Raw genomic sequence first — 16558 nt, 5'->3', positions numbered from 1 at the left:
CGTGGCCCGCGCCGGGGTGCAGCCCGGCACCCTACCGGTCTTCGGCGCCGGGTAGCCGCAGCTCGGCGAGGACCATGCGGTGGTCACTGCCGGGCAACGGGTGGACCGTCACGTCCCGCACGGCGATGCGCCGGTCCACCAGCACGTGGTCGATCACCACGGGCGGGATGGGGTCGCCGTCGTACGGCCCCCAGGTGCCGGTGAGTCCGGCGCCGACCGAGGCGGCGGCATCGACATAGCCGGTGTCGAGCAGGGTGCGCAGTGGACCGTGGTCGAGCGTGGCGTTGAAGTCCCCGGCGAGGATGCTCAACGGTCCGTCGGGGGTGGCCGCCGGCTGGGCGGCCAGGTCGGCCCGCCAGGAGTCCACCTGATCGATCGCGTACGGGGCCGCCGGGTGTGCCGACTCGACGCGTACCGGGGGTGCGCCGGGCACCGTGACGGTCGCGTACGCCTGCGTGAAGCCCCAGGCGCCCCGCAGCTGGCGGATACCGCCGTCGCTGAGCGGGTGACGGGCGTAGAGCCCGGAGCCGGGGGTGCCGACGACCGGGTTGAGCTGCCGGTGCGCCAGCAGCTCGCCGAGGCCGAGCCGGTCCAGCTCGGCCTCGGCCGCCGGCGTGAACTCCTGCACGAGCAGCAGGTCGACCTGCCGGGTGCGGACCAGTTCCACCACCGCCGCCGGATCGGCGGCGCCGGCGAGCAGGTTGGCGGTGAGCACCCGCACGGTCGGCCCGGCGGCGTTCGGCTGCGGCGTGGGTAGGGCGCGGGGCGCCACCAGCGCGACCAGGACCAGGGTGGTCAGCGCCGCGACGAACGCCGGGGCCCGGCGGCGCAGGGCGAGCGTGAGCACCAGCGGGGCCAGGCTCCCGAGCGTCACGTACGGCGTGAAGGCCAACGCCTGCACCAGCGGTCCCCGGTCCAGACCGGTCGACCGTGCCAGCGCCCACCCGGCACCCGGCACGACGGCGAGCCAGCAGAGCAGGCTGACACCCGACGGCCGCCAGGCCCGGCGACCGATGGTGATCTCCACGGCACGCAGGTTACTGAACTTCGCCCGACGTGGACGCCCCGGCGTCGCGGTGTCCGGTCCGACCGCGCCCAGGAAATATCCGCCAGCGGCTTCCAGAATTGATTTCGCGAATTGTTCACGCCTTCACTTTTCGCGATTGCTGGCGTTGATCCGACAACTCGCCGACCGCGTTTGCACTATTGACCCCCGGCATTTTTCGGTGCTAGGTTTCAGCTGCTCAGGAGACCGCGTTCTGGCAAGAATCCCCAGCTCAGGGCGCATCACAGTCGGCGAGCGGGACACGTCTGCGGGTGCGCTCCCGGACGGGGTGTGCAGGCGGTGAGCGCTCATTGCCGCCCGAATCGAAAAGGCAACAACCGCCCCGTGTGCCACGGGCCGGCCGTATCTCCACGCCTGGAAAAGGGAGACCCGTCATGACCAGATTATTCCGACGTAAGACGGCCGCGGTGGCGATCGCGGCCCTGGCGCTCGCCCTGGCCGGCGGCGGCATCGCCGTGGCGAAGCCGACCGCCGAGTCGGCCCAGCCCGCCGCCCGCACCGCCCAGCAGCCGGCCGTCACCACCGCCTCGCTGAACAGCGCGAAGGCCACCCTCGCCAAGGGCGACGGGATGAGCACCCAGGCCGTCAGCGGCTTCTACGGCACGGCTGTCAACGCCAACGGCACCAAGGCCCGCGGCGCCGGCGTCGTCATCAAGTACGGCGTCGGGGAGTACGAGGTGCAGTTCGGCAGTGACGTCACGAACGGCATCTACGTGGCGACGATCGGCCGGGCGACCTCGTGCTGCATCCCACCTGCCGGTGAGGTCTCGGTCGCGCGGCGGCTGCTCACCCCGAACGCGGTCTTCATCCAGACCCGCGACTCCGCGGGTGTCCCCGCCGACCTGCCGTTCTACCTCCTCGTGCACCGCTGAACCGTCCACAGTCACCGGCCTCCGTCACTCGACGGAGGCCGGTGTCGTGCCGGGGTCGGCCGCGGGTACCTGTCCGGTAACGGCGTCGATCGCGTGGTCTGGGCAGCCGAGGGCCGGAAATTCCGACGTTTGTCCGCCGGTCGGCTCGGGAAGCAAGCACCGTGACGGACATCTCGGACACCATGGCCAGCCTGCCCACCCCGGCCGATCCGGACGCGACCGCGGCACAGTTGGACCAGACGCTCTTCGAGGTCAAACGTGTGATCGTCGGGCAGGATCGGCTCGTCGAACGCCTTCTGGTCGCGCTACTCGCCGACGGGCACTGCCTGTTGGAGGGCGTACCGGGGGTGGCCAAGACCCTGGCCGCGCAGACCCTCGCGACGGTGGTCGGTGGCAGCTTCTCCCGCATCCAGTTCACCCCTGACCTCGTACCCTCCGACATCGTCGGCACCCGGATCTACCGCGCCTCGAAAGAGAGTTTCGACGTCGAGCTGGGCCCGGTGATGGCGAACCTGGTGCTGGCGGACGAGATCAACCGCGCGCCGGCGAAGGTGCAGTCGGCGTTGCTGGAGGCGATGGCCGAGCGTCAGGTGTCAATCGGCGGGCGCAGCCACCCGGTACCGGTGCCGTTCCTGGTGCTGGCCACCCAGAACCCCATCGAATCGGAAGGGGTCTACCAGCTGCCGGAGGCGCAGCGGGACCGCTTCCTCATGAAGATCGTCGTCGGCTACCCGGACGTTGCCGACGAGTTGGCGATTCTCTACCGGATGAGCGCCGACCGTCCCCGGGCGCACCGGGTGCTCGACCCGGACCGGTTGCGCGATTTCCAGCATCAGGCCAGGCAGGTGTTCGTCCATCACGCCATCGCCGAGTACGTGGTCCGGCTCATCCTCGCCACGCGTGATCCGGGCCGGTTCGGGTTGCCGGAGATGGCCGGGCTGCTCGCCTACGGTGCCAGTCCACGCGCCACCCTCGGCCTGGTCTCGGCCGCCCGCGCCCAGGCCCTGCTCCGGGGGCGGGGCTACGTCCTGCCCGACGACGTCCGGGAACTCGCCGTGGACGTACTGGCCCACCGGCTGGTGCTCTCCTTCGACGCGGTCGCCGACGGGGTCAGCGCCGAATGGGTCGTCCATCGGCTGGTCGAGGCGGTTCCGCCGCCCCAGGTGGCCAGCGCCAGTCCGGAGTACGCGATCGACCTGGCAGTCGCCTGATGGGCCGCCGGAACCCCACGCCGCCCGTGGCGGCGGATCCGATGCTCGCCGACCTCACTCCGGACCAGCGGTTGCGGCGGCTGGAACTCACGGTGACCCGGCGCCTCGACGGCCTGCTGCACGGCGAGCGGCATGGTCTGCTGCCCGGTCCGGGCAGCGAACCGGCGGGCAGCCGCGAGTACCGACCAGGTGAGGACGAGGTGCGCCGGATGGACTGGTCGGTGACGGCCCGCACCGCCGTCCCGCACGTGCGGGAGGTGGATGCCGACCGGGAGCTGACCACCTGGCTGCTGGTCGACGCCAGCCCCAGCATGGAGTACGGCACCGCCGAGTTGGACAAGCGCGAACTGGCGGTGGCCGCGGTCGCCACCATCGGCTTCCTCACCGCCGGCCCGGGCAACCGGCTCGGTGCGCAGGTGCTCACGCCCCACGGGCTGCACCGGGTGCCGGCCCGCGGCGGGCGTACCCACCTGTTCGGGCTGTTGCGCGCGTTGCTGGCCGCGCCTCGGGCCGGCGACCACCCGGACCCTGCGCCCGGGGCCGTGCCCACCGCTGGGTTGGCTGACGCGCTGGCCGAGGTGCGCCGGGTCGCCCACCGGCGTGGTCTGGTGGTGGTGGTCTCCGACTTCCTCGACGGCCTGTCCGACGACGCCCGGCTGCCGGCCCGGTGGGAGCGTCCGCTACGTCGGCTCACGGTCCGCCACCAGGTGCTCGCGGTCGAGGTCACCGACCCCCGCGAGTGGGAACTGCCGGACGTCGGCCTGATCACCCTGGTCGACCCGGAGACCGGCGAGCGCCGCGAGGTGTGGACCGGCGACCGCCACCTGCGTGAGCGTTACGCGGCGGCGGCTGCCGCCCAACGGGAACAGGTCCGGTACGCCCTGCGCCGGGCCGGTGCGACCCACCTGGCGCTGCGTACCGACCGGGACTGGACCGTCGACATCGTTCGGCACGTGCACGCGCAGCGCCGGCTGGCGTCCGCAGCGGCCCCGGCGCATCGGGGAGGTGCGGCGTGATCTGGCAGTCACCCGTCCGGCTCTGGCTGCTGCTCGGCGTTCTCGCACTGGCGGCGGCGTATCTGGTGGCGCAGCGGCGGCGCAGCCGGTACGCGGTCCGCTTCACCAATCTGCGGTTGCTCGACCGGGTCGCACCCCGGCGTCCGACCTGGCGTCGGCACCTGCCGGCCGGCCTCTTCCTGGCGATGCTGGCCCTGCTCGTGGTCGGCTTCGCCCGTCCCACCGCCGAGGTCCGGGTGCCCCGGGAACGCGCCACCGTGATGGTGGCGGTGGACGTCTCCACCTCGATGCTCGCCGGTGACGTCGAGCCGGACCGGCTCAGCGCGGCAAAGAGCGCCGCCCGGCGGTTCGCCGACGGCCTGCCCCGGGAGTTCAACGTGGGACTTGTCGCGTTCGCCGGCAGCGCGGCGGTGCTGGTGCCACCGGGCACCGACCGGGAAGCGCTGCACGACGGGATCGAACGGCTGGCCGAGGGGGCGACGGGTGTGCAGGGCACCGCGATCGGCGAGGCGATCAGCACCTCGTTGGGTGCCCTGAAGGCACTGGACGACAAGGCCGCGACCGAGCCGCCACCGGCCCGGATCATCCTGCTCTCCGACGGGGCGAACACCTCGGGCATGGATCCGGTGGAGGCCGCCGCTGAGGCGGTGGCCCTCGACGTACCGGTGCACAGCATCTCGTTCGGTACCCCGGGGGGCTTCGTCGACCGGGGTGGGCGGCCGATCCAGGTGCCGGTGGACGGGGAGACGCTGCGGGCCGTGGCCGAGCAGACCGGGGGCGGCTTCCACGAGGCCGGTACGAGCGCCGAACTGCGGGCCGTCTACGACGACATCGGCAGCTCGGTGGGTTGGCGCAAGGTGCGGCAGGACGTCTCGGCCCGGTTCATCGGGCTCGGGTTGGTCTTCGCGATGGGCGCGGCGGCCGGCTCGATGCGCTGGTTCTCCCGCCTGCCCTGAATCCGACCGCCTGATCCGCGACAGCGGCCGCACACGTGAGGAGCGTACGTATGGCAGTGCAGACCGGACTGGGCGAGCCACGTGGGCCCGGGTTCGTCTCGCCCGATCTCGACCCGGACGGGCGGGGCGGGCCGGACGCGGCGTCGCAGGCACGGGAGCGGTTGCTCGGTGGCTGGCGCCGCAGACTGCTGGCCGGGCTGGCGATGGTGTCGATCTCTGCCGGGTCGGGGGCACTGGCCGGTGGTTGGGTGGCCGGTCGTGACGGTGTCACGGGACCGTCCGCCGCCTCCGCAGCCCCGGTCCCGGCCGAGTTGGTGACCGCCGCAGAGAAGACCGTGCCCGGCGTGGTGTCGGTGTTGGTGGGCGGCGGCACGAGTGGCTCGGCGAGCGGTTCGGGCTTCGCGGTCGACGCCGAGCAGCACATCATCACCAACGACCACATCATCGCCAAGGGTCGGGGTGGCCCGGTGACTGTCGAACTGCCGGACGGCCGGCGCTTCACGGCGGAGGTGGTGGGCCGGGAGCCGGGCAGTGATCTCGCGGTGCTCAAGGTGCCGGCGTCGGCCGGCCTCACGTCGCTGCCGTTGGCCAAGCCGGGTTCGACCCGGGTCGGTGAGCCGGTGTTGGCCGTTGGTTCGCCACTGGGGCTGCCCGGCACGGTCACCGCCGGCATCGTCAGCGCGTTGGACCGCCAGGTGCGTCTCGGCGACAACCGGCACCGGGCGGTGCAGACCGATGCTTCGATCAACCCCGGGAACTCGGGCGGACCACTTGTCAATGCCCGGGGCGAGGTGGTCGGAGTGAACACCGCGATCGCGACCATCGACGGCAACGGTTCCATCGGTATCGGATTCGCCATCCCGATCGAGCAGGTGCAGCAGACCGCAGACACGATCATCGGGAAGGGAGGCTGATTACGGATAGTGACTGTCCGATTACGTGGAGATCGGGGTAACTGTCGGATTCCGGCGACCGGTGATCGGAGAATGGAAATATTACGGTCGGTATGAATACTGGCGTGGGTGGAGCGTCCTCTCATCGCGGCCCTCCTGCTGGTGGGCCTCATCATCGGAAGTGGCGTCGGGTCGTCGTACGCGCGCGCCCGGCGGGGCTGGAACGACTACCAGGCGGCGAAGAAGACCGTGCCCGGAGCGCGTCGCGCCGCCTGGATGCTGATCAAAGTCGTGACCACGAAGGTCGGCGTCATCGCCCTGCTTCTGGTCGGAGCGGTCGCGTACGCCGCCGCCGGTGGCAGCGACGACCCGGCACCGACGCCGACGCCGAGCAGCAGCCCGGACGAGCGACCCGTCCGCTGACCCCGGGTCGGAAGGCTAACGGTGCGCTCGCGGCGTTGGTGCGAACGCGTTCCGCACCCCGCGCTAGCCTCAGGGCGTGGACGACGGACTGCGGGTGACCGACAGGTGGGTGGTTCCCGCCGGTGAACTGCGCGAGCGGTTCTCCCGGTCGTCCGGGCCGGGCGGGCAGGGCGTCAACACCGCCGACTCCCGGGTCGAGCTGAGCTTCGACCTGGCCGGCTCACCGAGCATCCCCGAGTCGCTGCGCACCCGGGCCCTGGACCGGCTCGCCGGACGGCTGGTCGACGGTGTGCTGACGATCGCCGCCAGCGAGCACCGGGCCCAGTTGGCCAACCGGGAAGCGGCCCGGGAACGCCTGGTGTCGTTGTTGCGCGAGGCGGTCGCCCCGCCACCGCCACCACGTCGTCCGACCCGCCCGTCGCGAGCAGCCAAGGAGCGGCGGCTGGCCGAGAAGAAGCGTCGCGGACAGCGCAAGCGCGACCGGCGGGTGGACGGCGAGTAGTAGTTCTACGAATCGCGGTCGAGCAGCGTCGAGCAGACCTCGATCAGCCGGGCCCGCAACTGGCCGGCCCGTCGCGCGAACTCCCGTTGCCGCGCCACGTACTCGGCCTTGCCCTCCGGCGTCTCGATGGCCACCGGCGGCTGACCGTACGAGGAGAAGTCGTACGGCGACGCCTGCATGTCGAGCAGCCGAATGTCGCCAGCCAGCTCGAAGCAGTCGAGCGCCAGCTCACCGGGGACGGCCGGGCCCAGCTTGGTGGCCCACTTGTGGCAGTCCATGGAGGCGTGCAGACAGCCCGGCTGGTCGAGGTCGACCTGACTGGCCCGGGTCGGTCGGAGATGGTTGCGCTCGACCGCGTCGGGGGTGAAGAAGCGGTACGCGTCGAAGTGTGTGCACCGGATCTGGTGCGCCTCGACCACCGCGTCGGTGCCCTGCTGGCCGAGCCGAAGGGGAAGCGGGTGGCGGTGCTCACGCTGGCGGTACACCATCGCCCACTCGTGCAGCCCGAAACAGCCGGTGAAGGCCGGGCGGGACGCGATCGCGGTCAGCAGCCGGTGGATGAACCGCACCGAGTCGCCCCGGTCGGCGAGGAAAACGTCGACGTCGAGCCGTACCGTGCCGTCCGCGTCCGTGGTGTACCAGCGCCAGCGGTGGTGCGGTGCCGGGCCGTCCGGGCCGGTTTCCAGCCGGACACCCACCCCCGGGTGCCAACGGCGGAGCACCGACGGTCGGGTGCCGTAGTAGTCGTACAGAAAATCGTCGATGGCGTGGCGTTGCCCGGTCGCCCGCCGGGCCCGGTGGCCGGCGGTCAGCGAGTCGGCGCGCCGTTCGTGACCCGACAGCAAGGGCTGCCAGTCGGCGGCGGGGAGGCTGCTGGTCACCTGCCGCCCGACGGGCGCGGGGGCCCGCCCGCCGGCCGCGCCGACGACGGCGGGCGTGGCGGGGGCGGGCGCGGCGGTCACGGCACCAAGGGTACGACCGCGGTCCGGTGTCCGGGTCAGGGCACGTCGACCCGGACACCGGCGGAGAAGACGCCGCTGCGCAGCTCCAGCCGCTGCGGCGCCTCCCGCCCGTTGATCGTGAAGACCAGCGGCAGCACCACCCGGCTGCCGGCGGCCACCGGGTCGGCGAACACGTCGCGTCCCTGGTTCGCCCGGCGGGTGGCCGGCTCGTCGGTGGTGACCCAGTTGCCGTTCGCCAGGTACGCCCGCTGCAACTTCCCGTGCCAGCTCTGATGCTCCGGGGTGAGGTTGCGGACCCCGACGGTCGCCTGACACTGCCGTGCGCCCCGGCCCGGTTCGCAGGTCATCCGGTAGACGGTGAACTCGAACGCGTCCTCGCGCAGCGGCGTACCCAAGCTCCCGGCGACCCCGGTGCCCTTCCAGGCACCGCTGGTCGGCTGACTGTCCGTGTCGATCGCGGTGACCCGGCGGGTGGCGGACCACGCGGCGGCGCCGACCGTGCCGGCCAGCACGATCGCGGCCACCGGCACCACGATCCAGACCGGTGGCTTGCGGCGCCGGGCCGGCGGTCGGGGAGCGGACGGGCGTGGATAGATGGTGCCCGGCCCGTCCGAGGCCAGTGCCGCGGCCACCGGCCGTCGGCGGCGTCGCCAGGTGAGCAGTGCCACCACGCCCAGCACCAGCAGCGCGGCCCCGGCGGCCAGTAGCGCGGGTGCCTGCCGACGCCAGCCCGTGGCCTCCGGCGACTGCGACGCCGCCATCCCTGGCGCCGTCCAGGTGGCGCTCGCGCAGTCGTACGGCTGCCGGCCGTCGCTGGCGAAGGCGCACGTCGGTGCGGTCACCGGCTGTCGGGACGCGGTCGTGGTGAGCGCGGTACCCAGCGTGGTGGTGCTGTCCGGCGGCAGCTTCAACCGCCAGGTCACCTCGGTGGCCGGCGACCCGCCGGGGCGTACCACCCGACCTCCGTCGCTGACCGTCGTCGCCGAGACGCCCTCAGGCAGTTCCTGACGGACGGTCGTCTCCACCGGGGTCTTGCCGGCGTTACGGACCTCGATCCGGTACCCGGGCGCGGCGCTGTGCTCCGGTGCTACCCGTACGCTCACCTTCGGCCTGGCGGCCGGCGAAACCACCCGGGTCGGCGTCGGTACCGCTGGTGGTGCCGCGGGCATGCTGGGCTCGGGTGCGGCCGCTGCGGGCTGGAACCGCCCGGCCGGTGCAGCGTGCGGGGCGGTGGCCGCCGGAGCGTCCGGGGCGGCGGCGGTCGGCAACACCGGCAGCGCGGTCAGCAGACCGACGCAGTGCACGATCGCGGCGAGGGTCTTGTGGTGTCGTGTCGATGCAGGCATACGAACGAACCTCCGCAGCCGACGCTAGGTGCGGGCGCGCGTCGTGCGGGTACGAAGCGGCGAATCCGGCCCCGGCCGTGGGCGGCGCGGGTAAGCTGCGGCGATCGGCCGCCGGCCGCACTACATTGGCCTGGTGCGTATCGCTCGTTTCGCTCATGCCAAGGGAATGTCGTTCGGTGTCGTCGAGGGAGAGCCGGAGGCGGGTCCGCAGGGGCTCACCATCGCCGAGATCTCCGGCCACCCGTTCGGCCAGATCACGTTCAGCGGGGTCCGCTGGGCGTTGTCCGACGTCCGGCTGCTCTCGCCGATCCTGCCCAGCAAGGTGGTCTGTGTCGGCCGCAACTACGCCGAGCACGCCGCCGAACACGGTGCGGAGGTGCCGAAGGAGCCGCTGTTGTTCCTGAAGCCCTCGACCTCGGTCATCGGTCCCCGGGACGCGATCCGGCTACCGGAGTTCAGCAAGCAGGTCGAGCACGAGGCCGAGCTGGCGGTGGTGATCGGCGCGCCGGGTGCCCGCCGGGCGGATCGGGCCGCGGCGGAACGGGCCATCTTCGGCTACACCTGCGCCAACGACGTCACGGCTCGGGACCTTCAGCGCTCCGACAGCCAGTGGACCCGGGCCAAGGGGTTCGACTCGTTCTGTCCGATCGGGCCGTGGATCACCACCGGGCTGGACGTCACCGACCTGGAAATCCGCTGCGAGGTCGGTCGCGACCCGGAGGAGATGGAGGTACGGCAACTGGGCCGCACCGGGGACATGGTCTTCGACGCGCCGGCTCTGGTGTCGTACGTCTCACACGTGATGACGCTGCTGCCCGGTGACGTCGTGTTGACCGGCACTCCGGCGGGGGTTAGCCCGCTCACCGACGGGGATACGGTGAGCGTCCGGATCGAAGGGATCGGTGAGCTGACGAACCCGGTCGTGTCGGCGGCCTGATCGCCGTTTTGGCAGCTCAGGCGTGGTTTGGGGAAGTCGATTTGGCCTGTCGGTGCCGGGAGGGTAGAGTTTGTTCCCGGCGCCGCAAGGGGCCAATGGGGTATGGGGTAATTGGCAGCCCGACTGATTCTGGTTCAGTTAGTCTAGGTTCGAGTCCTGGTACCCCAGCGCAGCCGAGATTCGTCACGAATCGAGGCCGCTGGATTCTGGTGGAGTTCGGCACCGATGCACCGCGAGGGGCTCCGGTAGCGAGATCTGGTAGAGTTCGGCGGCACCGCCCCTCAAAGGGTGGTGCCGCGATGTGTTCTGGCCCCGTCGTCTAGCGGCCCAGGACGCCGCCCTCTCAAGGCGGTAGCGCCGGTTCGAATCCGGTCGGGGCTACAGGTCAACGGCTCGTTCCGCTACTGCGGAGCGGGCCGTTTCGCTTCAGTGGGGCAGCCTGATCGGCGTGATCCCCGACGCGCCACCCCCTGTCGGGCCGGTCACGACGGCGCGGCTAGACTACTGCCGCACCGCCCACCAGGGCTGGTGAATCAGGAAAGTCCCTGGCCCCGTCGTCTAGCGGCCCAGGACGCCGCCCTCTCAAGGCGGTAGCGCCGGTTCGAATCCGGTCGGGGCTACCACACCCACCCGCCTTGCGGAGTTGACCAAGAAGTTTGTGCCCTGGACTCCGCGTGGCGGCGACCAAAACTTCTTGATCAACGGGGTCGGTCGGGTGGGGTCAGAGGCCGGAGAGGCGTTGGCCGGCCCGGACCACGGCCATGGCGTGGCGTTCGCCGGGGCGGCGGCCCAGGCGCTCGATCGGGCCGGAGATGCTGATGGCGGCGATCACCCGGCCGGTGCGGTCGCGGATCGGGGCTGAGACGCTCGCCACACCGGCCTCGCGTTCGGCGACGCTCTGCGCCCAGCCTCGGCGGCGTACCTCGGCGAGGGTGCGGCCGGTGAACTTCGACCGGGGCAGCAGCGGCATCACCGCCTCGGGCGGCTCCCAGGCGAGCAGGATCTGCGCCGCCGATCCGGCGATCATCGGCAGCACCGAGCCGACCGGCACCGTGTCGCGTAGCCCACTGGCCCGCTCGGCGGCGGCCACGCAGATGCGCTCGTCCGCTCGGCGCAGGTAGAGCTGGGCGCTCTCGCCGGTGGCGTCCCGCAGGGCGGCCAGGAGTGGCTCGGCCGCGGTCAGCAGCACATCCGGCGCCGCGTTGGCCAGCTCACCCAGGCGTGGACCGGGACGCCAGCGACCCTGGGTGTCCCGGACCAGCATCCGGTGGATCTCCAGCGCCTGGGCCAACCGGTGCGCGGTGGCTCGGGGCAGCTTGGTGCGTTCAACGAGTTCGGCCAGGCTGGCGCCGTCGACACAGGCGGCCAGGATGACCACCGCCTTGTCGAGAACGCCGACACCGCTCATACTGTGTCCCACAAGCCGAAATTTACCTCCCAGAATTTAGGATGTCCAGATGGTGGGAGTCACTCCTGAGCCGAGGACCCTGGCCGAGAAGGTCTGGGACGCACACGTCGTCCGGTCCGCCGATGGTGAGCCCGATCTGCTCTTCATCGACCTGCACCTGCTGCACGAGGTGACCAGCCCGCAGGCGTTCGACGGTCTGCGCATGGCCGGCCGCCGGGTGCGGCGTACCGACCTCACGCTGGCCACCGAGGATCACAACACCCCGACCGGGTACGCCGATCCCTCGTTCCAGCAGCGCCGTGGCGACCTGCTCACCATCGCCGACCCCACCTCCCGCACCCAGATCGAGACGCTGCGGCGCAACTGCGCCGAGTTCGGCGTACGGCTGCACCCGCTCGGTGACGCCAACCAGGGCATCGTGCACGTCATCGGCCCGCAGCTCGGCCTCACCCAGCCCGGCATGACCATCGTCTGCGGCGACTCGCACACTGCCACGCACGGCGCGTTCGGTGCCCTGGCGTTCGGCATCGGCACCAGCGAGGTCGAGCACGTGCTGGCCACCCAGACGCTGCCGCAGGCCCGACCGAAGACGATGGCCGTCACCGTCGACGGTCAGCTCGGCCCCGGGGTCACCGCCAAGGACCTGGTGCTCGCCCTGATCGCCAAGGTCGGCACCGGCGGCGGGCGCGGGCACATCGTGGAGTACCGGGGCGAGGCGATCCGGGCCCTGTCCATGGAAGGGCGGATGACCATCGCCAACATGTCCATCGAGTGGGGTGCCAAGGCCGGCATGATCGCGCCGGACGAGACCACCTTCGCGTACCTGAAGGGGCGGCCCAACGCACCCAGCGGCGCCGACTGGGACGCGGCGCTGGAGTACTGGCGGACGCTGCCCACCGACGAGGGCGCGACCTTCGACTCGGAGGTGACGCTGGACGCCGCCGAGATCACGCCGTTCGTCACCTGGGGCACCAACCCCGGGCAGGGCGCACCGCTGGGCGCGGTCGTGCCGGATCCGGAGGAGTTCGTCACCGAGCCGGAGCGGGCCGCCGCCCGTCGCGCCCTGGCGTACATGGACCTGCGCCCCGGCACCGCGCTGCGGGACCTCCCCGTCGACGTGGTCTTCGTTGGTTCGTGCACCAACGGGCGCCTGGAGGATCTCCGGGCCGCCGCCGACGTGCTGCGCGGCCACCGGGTGGCCGACGGGGTACGCATGCTGGTGGTACCCGGCTCGGCCGCGGTACGGGAGGCCGCCGAGGCGGAGGGGCTGGACAAGGTCTTCAGCGACGCCGGTGCCGAATGGCGCTTCGCCGGCTGCTCCATGTGTCTGGGCATGAACCCGGACACGCTCTCGCCGGGGCAGCGCGCCGCCTCGACCTCCAACCGCAACTTCGAGGGCCGCCAGGGCCGGGGTGGGCGTACCCACCTGGTCAGCCCGCCGGTGGCCGCTGCCACCGCCGTCGTCGGCCGGCTGGCCGCTCCCGCCGACCTGTAGAAGGGCTGCGACATGGACAAGTTCACCGTGCACACCGGCACCGCCCTGCCGCTCCGGCGGTCCGACGTGGACACTGATCAGATCATCCCCGCCGTGTACCTCAAGCGGGTGACCCGGACCGGATTCGCCGACGGGCTGTTCAGCGCGTGGCGTGAGGATCCGGCATTCGTGCTCAACGATCAAGCTTATTCGGGAGCGTCGATTCTAGTGGCCGGCCCGGAGTTCGGCACCGGGTCATCGCGGGAGCACGCCGTGTGGGCGTTGCGTGACTACGGCTTCCGAGTGGTGATCTCGCCGCGCTTCGGTGACATCTTCCGCGGGAACGCCCTGAAGGAAGGCCTGCTTCCGGTCGAGCTCGAATTGAAAGCCGTCGAAGAAATCTGGAGCCTGGTCGAGGAGAATCCGACCACCCCGATCGTCGTCGACCTGACCGCGCGTGAGGTGCGGGTCGACACCGCCACCTGGTCGTTCCCGCTCGACGACTTCAGCCGGTGGCGGCTGATGGAGGGCTTGGACGACATTGGACTCACCCTCCGCCACGAGGACCGGATCAGCGCCTTCGAGGCCGACCGACCGGCCTTCCTGCCCCGGGTCGCGTAGCCCGAACGCCCCGATCCGTAGCCGATTTCGCCCCCACCGGTGCCACCGGTGGGGGCGAATCCGTTACGACACAAGGGCTTTTTTCCGCCGAATGTTTGTGTCCCGCCAGCACAGGGCATACCGTGCGCGCAGAATGGCTCGCGTCGAGTCAGTTGCACAATCAGGAGGAAGTCGTGAACAAGGCCGAGCTCATCGAGGCGCTCGCCGTTCGCCTGGGGGACCGGAAAACGGCGACGACCGCGCTCGACGCGGTCCTCGCTGAGGTCCAGGCGGCGGTCACCAAGGGCGAGAAAGTGGCGATCACCGGTTTCGGAGCGTTCGAGAAGCGTGTACGGGGCGCGCGAACAGCCCGCAACCCGCGTACGGGGGAGGCGGTGAAGGTCAAGAAGACCTCGGTGCCGACGTTCCGCCCCGGTGCCGGGTTCAAGGAGATGGTGGCCAGCGGCAAGGTGCCGAAGGCCACGGCTGCGGCGAAGAAGACCGCCGGAGCCACCGCCAAGACCACCGGTGCCAAGGCGACCGCGGCGAAGAAGACGACCGCGGCGAAGAGCACCGCCGCCAAGAAGACCACGGCGAGCAAGACCGCGGCGGCCAAGAAGACCACCGCGACCAAGACGACCGCGAAGGCCGCTCCGGCGAAGAAGGCTGCCACCAAGAAGGCCGCCCCGGCGAAGAAGACCGCCGCGGCGACCAAGGCGACGGCGGCCCGGAAGACCGCTGCGGCCAAGAAGGCACCGGCGAAGAAGGCGCCGGCCAGGAAGGCTGCGACCCGGCGCTGAGCCGGACGTACGACGAGGGCGCCCGCCGGCACGGTGGGTGCCCTCGCCATGTCCACCCCGACGGTTCACCGCCACGGTGGGGAACCGTTGACCGGCCCGGGACCCGGCCAGCAGAATCGCCGCACCACCCCTCGCCGGAAAGAGAACCGCGTTGAGCCAGCGTCGTCTCGGCACCGCCGCCCTGGCCCTGGGAATCGTCGTCCTGACCGACGTGCTGCGGGTCTTCCTGCCCTCGGTCATCACCATCTTCGGTCAGGCCGCGTCGACCCCGGCCGAGCTGCTCGGGGCGTTCGCGGTCGGCTGGTTCGTGCTGGCGCTCGCCGCGCCGGCCCTCGTCGCGCGGGTCGGCCCCGCCACCGTCGGTATCACGGCGGCGCTGGTGCTCGGTGCCGCCCGGCTCGCCCTCACCGCCGCGCCGGGTGGCCGCGCCCAACTGTGGCTGGCCAGCGCCGGTCTGCTCGCCGGTCTGGTCTGGCTGGCCGCCACCGCCGCCCGGGTCGCGCACCCGCTGCCCGGGCTGGTGCTGGGGCTGACCGCGAGCGCGCTGGGCCACGCCCTGCTCGGCACGTACGACCTGGTGTGGTGGGAGCGATGGCCGGCGTGGGTGGCCAGCGTGGCGGTGGTGGCCGCGCTGCTGGCCACCGAGACGGCGTTCGGTCGCGGCCGCGGCGTCACGCTGCCGGTGGACGGTGCCGGCCCGCCGGTCGACGACCATGCCCCGCCGACCCGCCGGGCCTGGCTGCTGGTCGGGCCGGCGCTGCTGCTCGGCGGCATGGTGGCGCTGTCACCCGCCGTTGCGATCAGCGCCATGTCCTACTGGTACGGCGAGGCGGGCACCGCCGCGCCGCCGCCGTTCGCGTTGGCACCGCTGGGTGTCGCGGCACCACTGTTCCTGCTCGGTGCGTTGACTCCGGTGCGCCGACGGTGGCGGGCGGTGCCACCGGTGCTGCTGCTGGCCGGGGCCCTGCTGTTCGGCTACGGCCCGCCGACGCTGTTCACCTTCGCCATCCTGGTCAGCGCGGCGGGGCTGGGCGGCTGCCTCGGCCTGGCCGCTGACGGACCGTCGTCGCAGCGGGCCGTCCGAACCGGCACCGGCCCGGCCTACGCGGCGGTGGGCGGGATGCTCGTCTTCGCCATCGCCGCGCTGGTGTACTACGCCGCCTACGACCTCGGCTATCCCAACGAGTGGGTACCGGCCGTGGTGGCCGCCCTGACCGGGGTGGTCGCGATGCGCGGCGTGACCACGTCCGGCGGGCACCGGCCACCGCCGGCGGAACCCGCGCCAGGGCTTCCCCGGCGGCGGCTCGCGGTGCTGGCCGCCGTCGTCGCCCTCGCCGCCGCCTGGCTGCACGGACCGTGGCTGGTAGCCAGCAACCGGGGCGGGCCGCCGGAGCGGGTGCGGCTGGTGGCGTACAACATCCGGATGGGCTTCGGTCTCGACGGCCGCCTCGACCTCACCGCCCTGGACCGGGCGGTCGGTCGGGCCGACGTGGTGGTGCTCAGCGAGGTCGACCGGGGGTGGCTGCTCAACGGTGGCCACGACACGCTGGGCCTGCTCGCCGCCCGGCTGGGGATGCCCTACGTCTTCGCGCCCGCCGCCGACCCGCTGTGGGGGGACGCGGTGCTCAGTCGCTGGCCGGTGCAACGGGCGCGTACCCGTCCGCTGCCGGCGGTGGGCGCGCCGACCGGGGCGCAGGCGCTCGGCGTCACCGTCGACCTGAGTGCCGGCGTACGCCTGGCCGTGGTGAGCACCCACCTGCAACCGCCGCCCGGTGCGGACCCGGTGGTCCAGGCCCGTGCCGTCGCGGACTTCGCCACCGGGTACGCCGACGGCGCGCCGCTGGTGGTCGCCGGTGACCTCAACACCGAGCCGGGCGATCCGGCCTTCACCGCGTTCACCAGCGCCGGCCTGGTCGACGCGCTCGCCGCCGCCCGCCCGCTGCCGACCAGCCCGGCGGACGATCCGCACGAGCAGATCGACCACGTCTTCGTCTCACCCGACCTGACCGCCGCCGACCCGGTCGCGGTGCCGAGCACCGCCAGCGACCACCTGCCGGTAGCCGTCACCCTCACCCTGCCCGACCGCTGAGAT

At 72.1% G+C, this 16558-nt stretch carries 16 protein-coding genes and 3 tRNA genes; 15 read left to right on the top strand and 4 right to left on the bottom strand.

Translation table 11 applies throughout. The features are described from left to right. Positions 1-31: 31 nt before the first annotated feature. Complete coding sequence (locus tag KBX50_RS19935; RefSeq protein WP_374224676.1) at positions 32-1021, bottom strand: endonuclease/exonuclease/phosphatase family protein; 990 nt, start codon at positions 1019-1021, stop codon at positions 32-34. Between the two features lie 419 nt (positions 1022-1440). Here KBX50_RS19935 and KBX50_RS19930 point away from each other — a divergent pair, with 419 nt between their 5' ends. The 7 genes from KBX50_RS19930 to arfB all read left to right on the top strand — a co-directional run bounded on the left by KBX50_RS19930 (position 1441) and on the right by arfB (position 6939). Continuing rightward, positions 1441-1938, top strand: coding sequence for a hypothetical protein (locus KBX50_RS19930; RefSeq protein WP_210938763.1), 498 nt, complete (start codon positions 1441-1443; stop codon positions 1936-1938). Positions 1939-2099: 161 nt separating this feature from the next. Beyond that, the gene (locus KBX50_RS19925) at positions 2100-3149 is read left to right on the top strand and encodes a MoxR family ATPase (protein WP_210938761.1); all 1050 of its coding nucleotides are present in this window, start codon (positions 2100-2102) and stop codon (positions 3147-3149) included. 26 nt (positions 3150-3175) lie between these two features. After that, the gene (locus KBX50_RS19920; RefSeq protein WP_374224675.1) at positions 3176-4165 is read left to right on the top strand and encodes a DUF58 domain-containing protein; all 990 of its coding nucleotides are present in this window, start codon (positions 3176-3178) and stop codon (positions 4163-4165) included. After that, positions 4162-5121 (top strand): VWA domain-containing protein, encoded by a 960-nt coding sequence (locus KBX50_RS19915; protein ID WP_210938757.1) that lies wholly within the window; start codon positions 4162-4164, stop codon positions 5119-5121. Before KBX50_RS19920 ends, KBX50_RS19915 begins: the two co-directional genes overlap by 4 nt. A gap of 50 nt (positions 5122-5171) precedes the next feature. Continuing rightward, positions 5172-6035, top strand: coding sequence for a S1C family serine protease (locus tag KBX50_RS19910; RefSeq protein ID WP_210938754.1), 864 nt, complete (start codon positions 5172-5174; stop codon positions 6033-6035). Between the two features lie 108 nt (positions 6036-6143). After that, positions 6144-6437, top strand: a complete 294-nt coding sequence (locus tag KBX50_RS19905; protein WP_210938753.1) for a hypothetical protein — start codon at positions 6144-6146, stop codon at positions 6435-6437. Between the two features lie 76 nt (positions 6438-6513). Continuing rightward, a complete protein-coding gene (gene arfB / locus KBX50_RS19900; protein ID WP_210938751.1) occupies positions 6514-6939 on the top strand; it encodes an alternative ribosome rescue aminoacyl-tRNA hydrolase ArfB in 426 nt (141 codons plus the stop codon). A 5-nt stretch (positions 6940-6944) separates the two neighbouring features. On the opposite strand, the gene KBX50_RS19895 is transcribed toward arfB, so the two are convergent. Continuing rightward, on the bottom strand, positions 6945-7820 hold the full coding sequence (locus KBX50_RS19895; RefSeq protein ID WP_210938829.1) for a 3-methyladenine DNA glycosylase: 876 nt from the start codon (positions 7818-7820) through the stop codon (positions 6945-6947). A gap of 116 nt (positions 7821-7936) precedes the next feature. Then, on the bottom strand, positions 7937-9247 hold the full coding sequence (locus KBX50_RS19890) for a hypothetical protein (RefSeq protein WP_210938749.1): 1311 nt from the start codon (positions 9245-9247) through the stop codon (positions 7937-7939). A 133-nt stretch (positions 9248-9380) separates the two neighbouring features. Between KBX50_RS19890 and KBX50_RS19885 the strand changes: the two genes are divergently transcribed. From KBX50_RS19885 to KBX50_RS19870, 4 genes are all read left to right on the top strand, one after another. Continuing rightward, positions 9381-10184 carry a fumarylacetoacetate hydrolase family protein gene (locus KBX50_RS19885; protein WP_099847201.1) on the top strand — a complete coding sequence of 268 codons (804 nt, stop codon included), beginning with the start codon at positions 9381-9383 and terminating at the stop codon, positions 10182-10184. Between the two features lie 96 nt (positions 10185-10280). Next, positions 10281-10352, top strand: a tRNA-Gln gene (locus KBX50_RS19880). Between the two features lie 140 nt (positions 10353-10492). Further along, a tRNA-Glu gene (locus tag KBX50_RS19875) sits at positions 10493-10565 on the top strand. Between the two features lie 166 nt (positions 10566-10731). Then, positions 10732-10807 (top strand) — tRNA-Glu (locus KBX50_RS19870). Between the two features lie 98 nt (positions 10808-10905). On the opposite strand, the gene KBX50_RS19865 is transcribed toward KBX50_RS19870, so the two are convergent. Beyond that, positions 10906-11592, bottom strand: a complete 687-nt coding sequence (locus KBX50_RS19865; RefSeq protein WP_092373513.1) for an IclR family transcriptional regulator — start codon at positions 11590-11592, stop codon at positions 10906-10908. Positions 11593-11641: 49 nt separating this feature from the next. On the opposite strand from KBX50_RS19865, the gene leuC reads away from it, so the two are divergent. The 4 genes from leuC to KBX50_RS19845 all read left to right on the top strand — a co-directional run bounded on the left by leuC (position 11642) and on the right by KBX50_RS19845 (position 16555). After that, entirely contained in the window at positions 11642-13087 is a 1446-nt protein-coding gene (gene leuC / locus KBX50_RS19860) for a 3-isopropylmalate dehydratase large subunit (RefSeq protein ID WP_210938747.1), read from the top strand. A gap of 12 nt (positions 13088-13099) precedes the next feature. Continuing rightward, positions 13100-13687 (top strand): 3-isopropylmalate dehydratase small subunit, encoded by a 588-nt coding sequence (leuD, locus tag KBX50_RS19855; RefSeq protein ID WP_210938745.1) that lies wholly within the window; start codon positions 13100-13102, stop codon positions 13685-13687. A 173-nt stretch (positions 13688-13860) separates the two neighbouring features. After that, on the top strand, positions 13861-14466 hold the full coding sequence (locus KBX50_RS19850) for an HU family DNA-binding protein (RefSeq protein ID WP_210938743.1): 606 nt from the start codon (positions 13861-13863) through the stop codon (positions 14464-14466). Positions 14467-14617: 151 nt separating this feature from the next. Then, positions 14618-16555 carry an endonuclease/exonuclease/phosphatase family protein gene (locus tag KBX50_RS19845; RefSeq protein ID WP_210938741.1) on the top strand — a complete coding sequence of 646 codons (1938 nt, stop codon included), beginning with the start codon at positions 14618-14620 and terminating at the stop codon, positions 16553-16555. Positions 16556-16558 lie beyond the last annotated feature (3 nt).

Source organism: Micromonospora sp. C51, assembly GCF_018070435.1.
Classification (GTDB): Bacteria; Actinomycetota; Actinomycetes; order Mycobacteriales; family Micromonosporaceae; genus Micromonospora; species Micromonospora sediminimaris.
Note: the sequence above shows the minus strand (reverse complement) of the source record. Positions and strands in the feature narration are given on the sequence as shown.

Coding starts and splice junctions, on each gene's coding strand:
- leuD (WP_210938745.1), top strand. CDS start 13,100: ATGGACAAGTTCACCGTGCACACCGGCACCGCCCTGCCGCTCCGGCGG.
- KBX50_RS19865 (WP_092373513.1), bottom strand. CDS start 11,592: ATGAGCGGTGTCGGCGTTCTCGACAAGGCGGTGGTCATCCTGGCCGCC.
- leuC (WP_210938747.1), top strand. CDS start 11,642: ATGGTGGGAGTCACTCCTGAGCCGAGGACCCTGGCCGAGAAGGTCTGG.
- KBX50_RS19910 (WP_210938754.1), top strand. CDS start 5,172: ATGGCAGTGCAGACCGGACTGGGCGAGCCACGTGGGCCCGGGTTCGTC.
- KBX50_RS19930 (WP_210938763.1), top strand. CDS start 1,441: ATGACCAGATTATTCCGACGTAAGACGGCCGCGGTGGCGATCGCGGCC.
- KBX50_RS19890 (WP_210938749.1), bottom strand. CDS start 9,247: ATGCCTGCATCGACACGACACCACAAGACCCTCGCCGCGATCGTGCAC.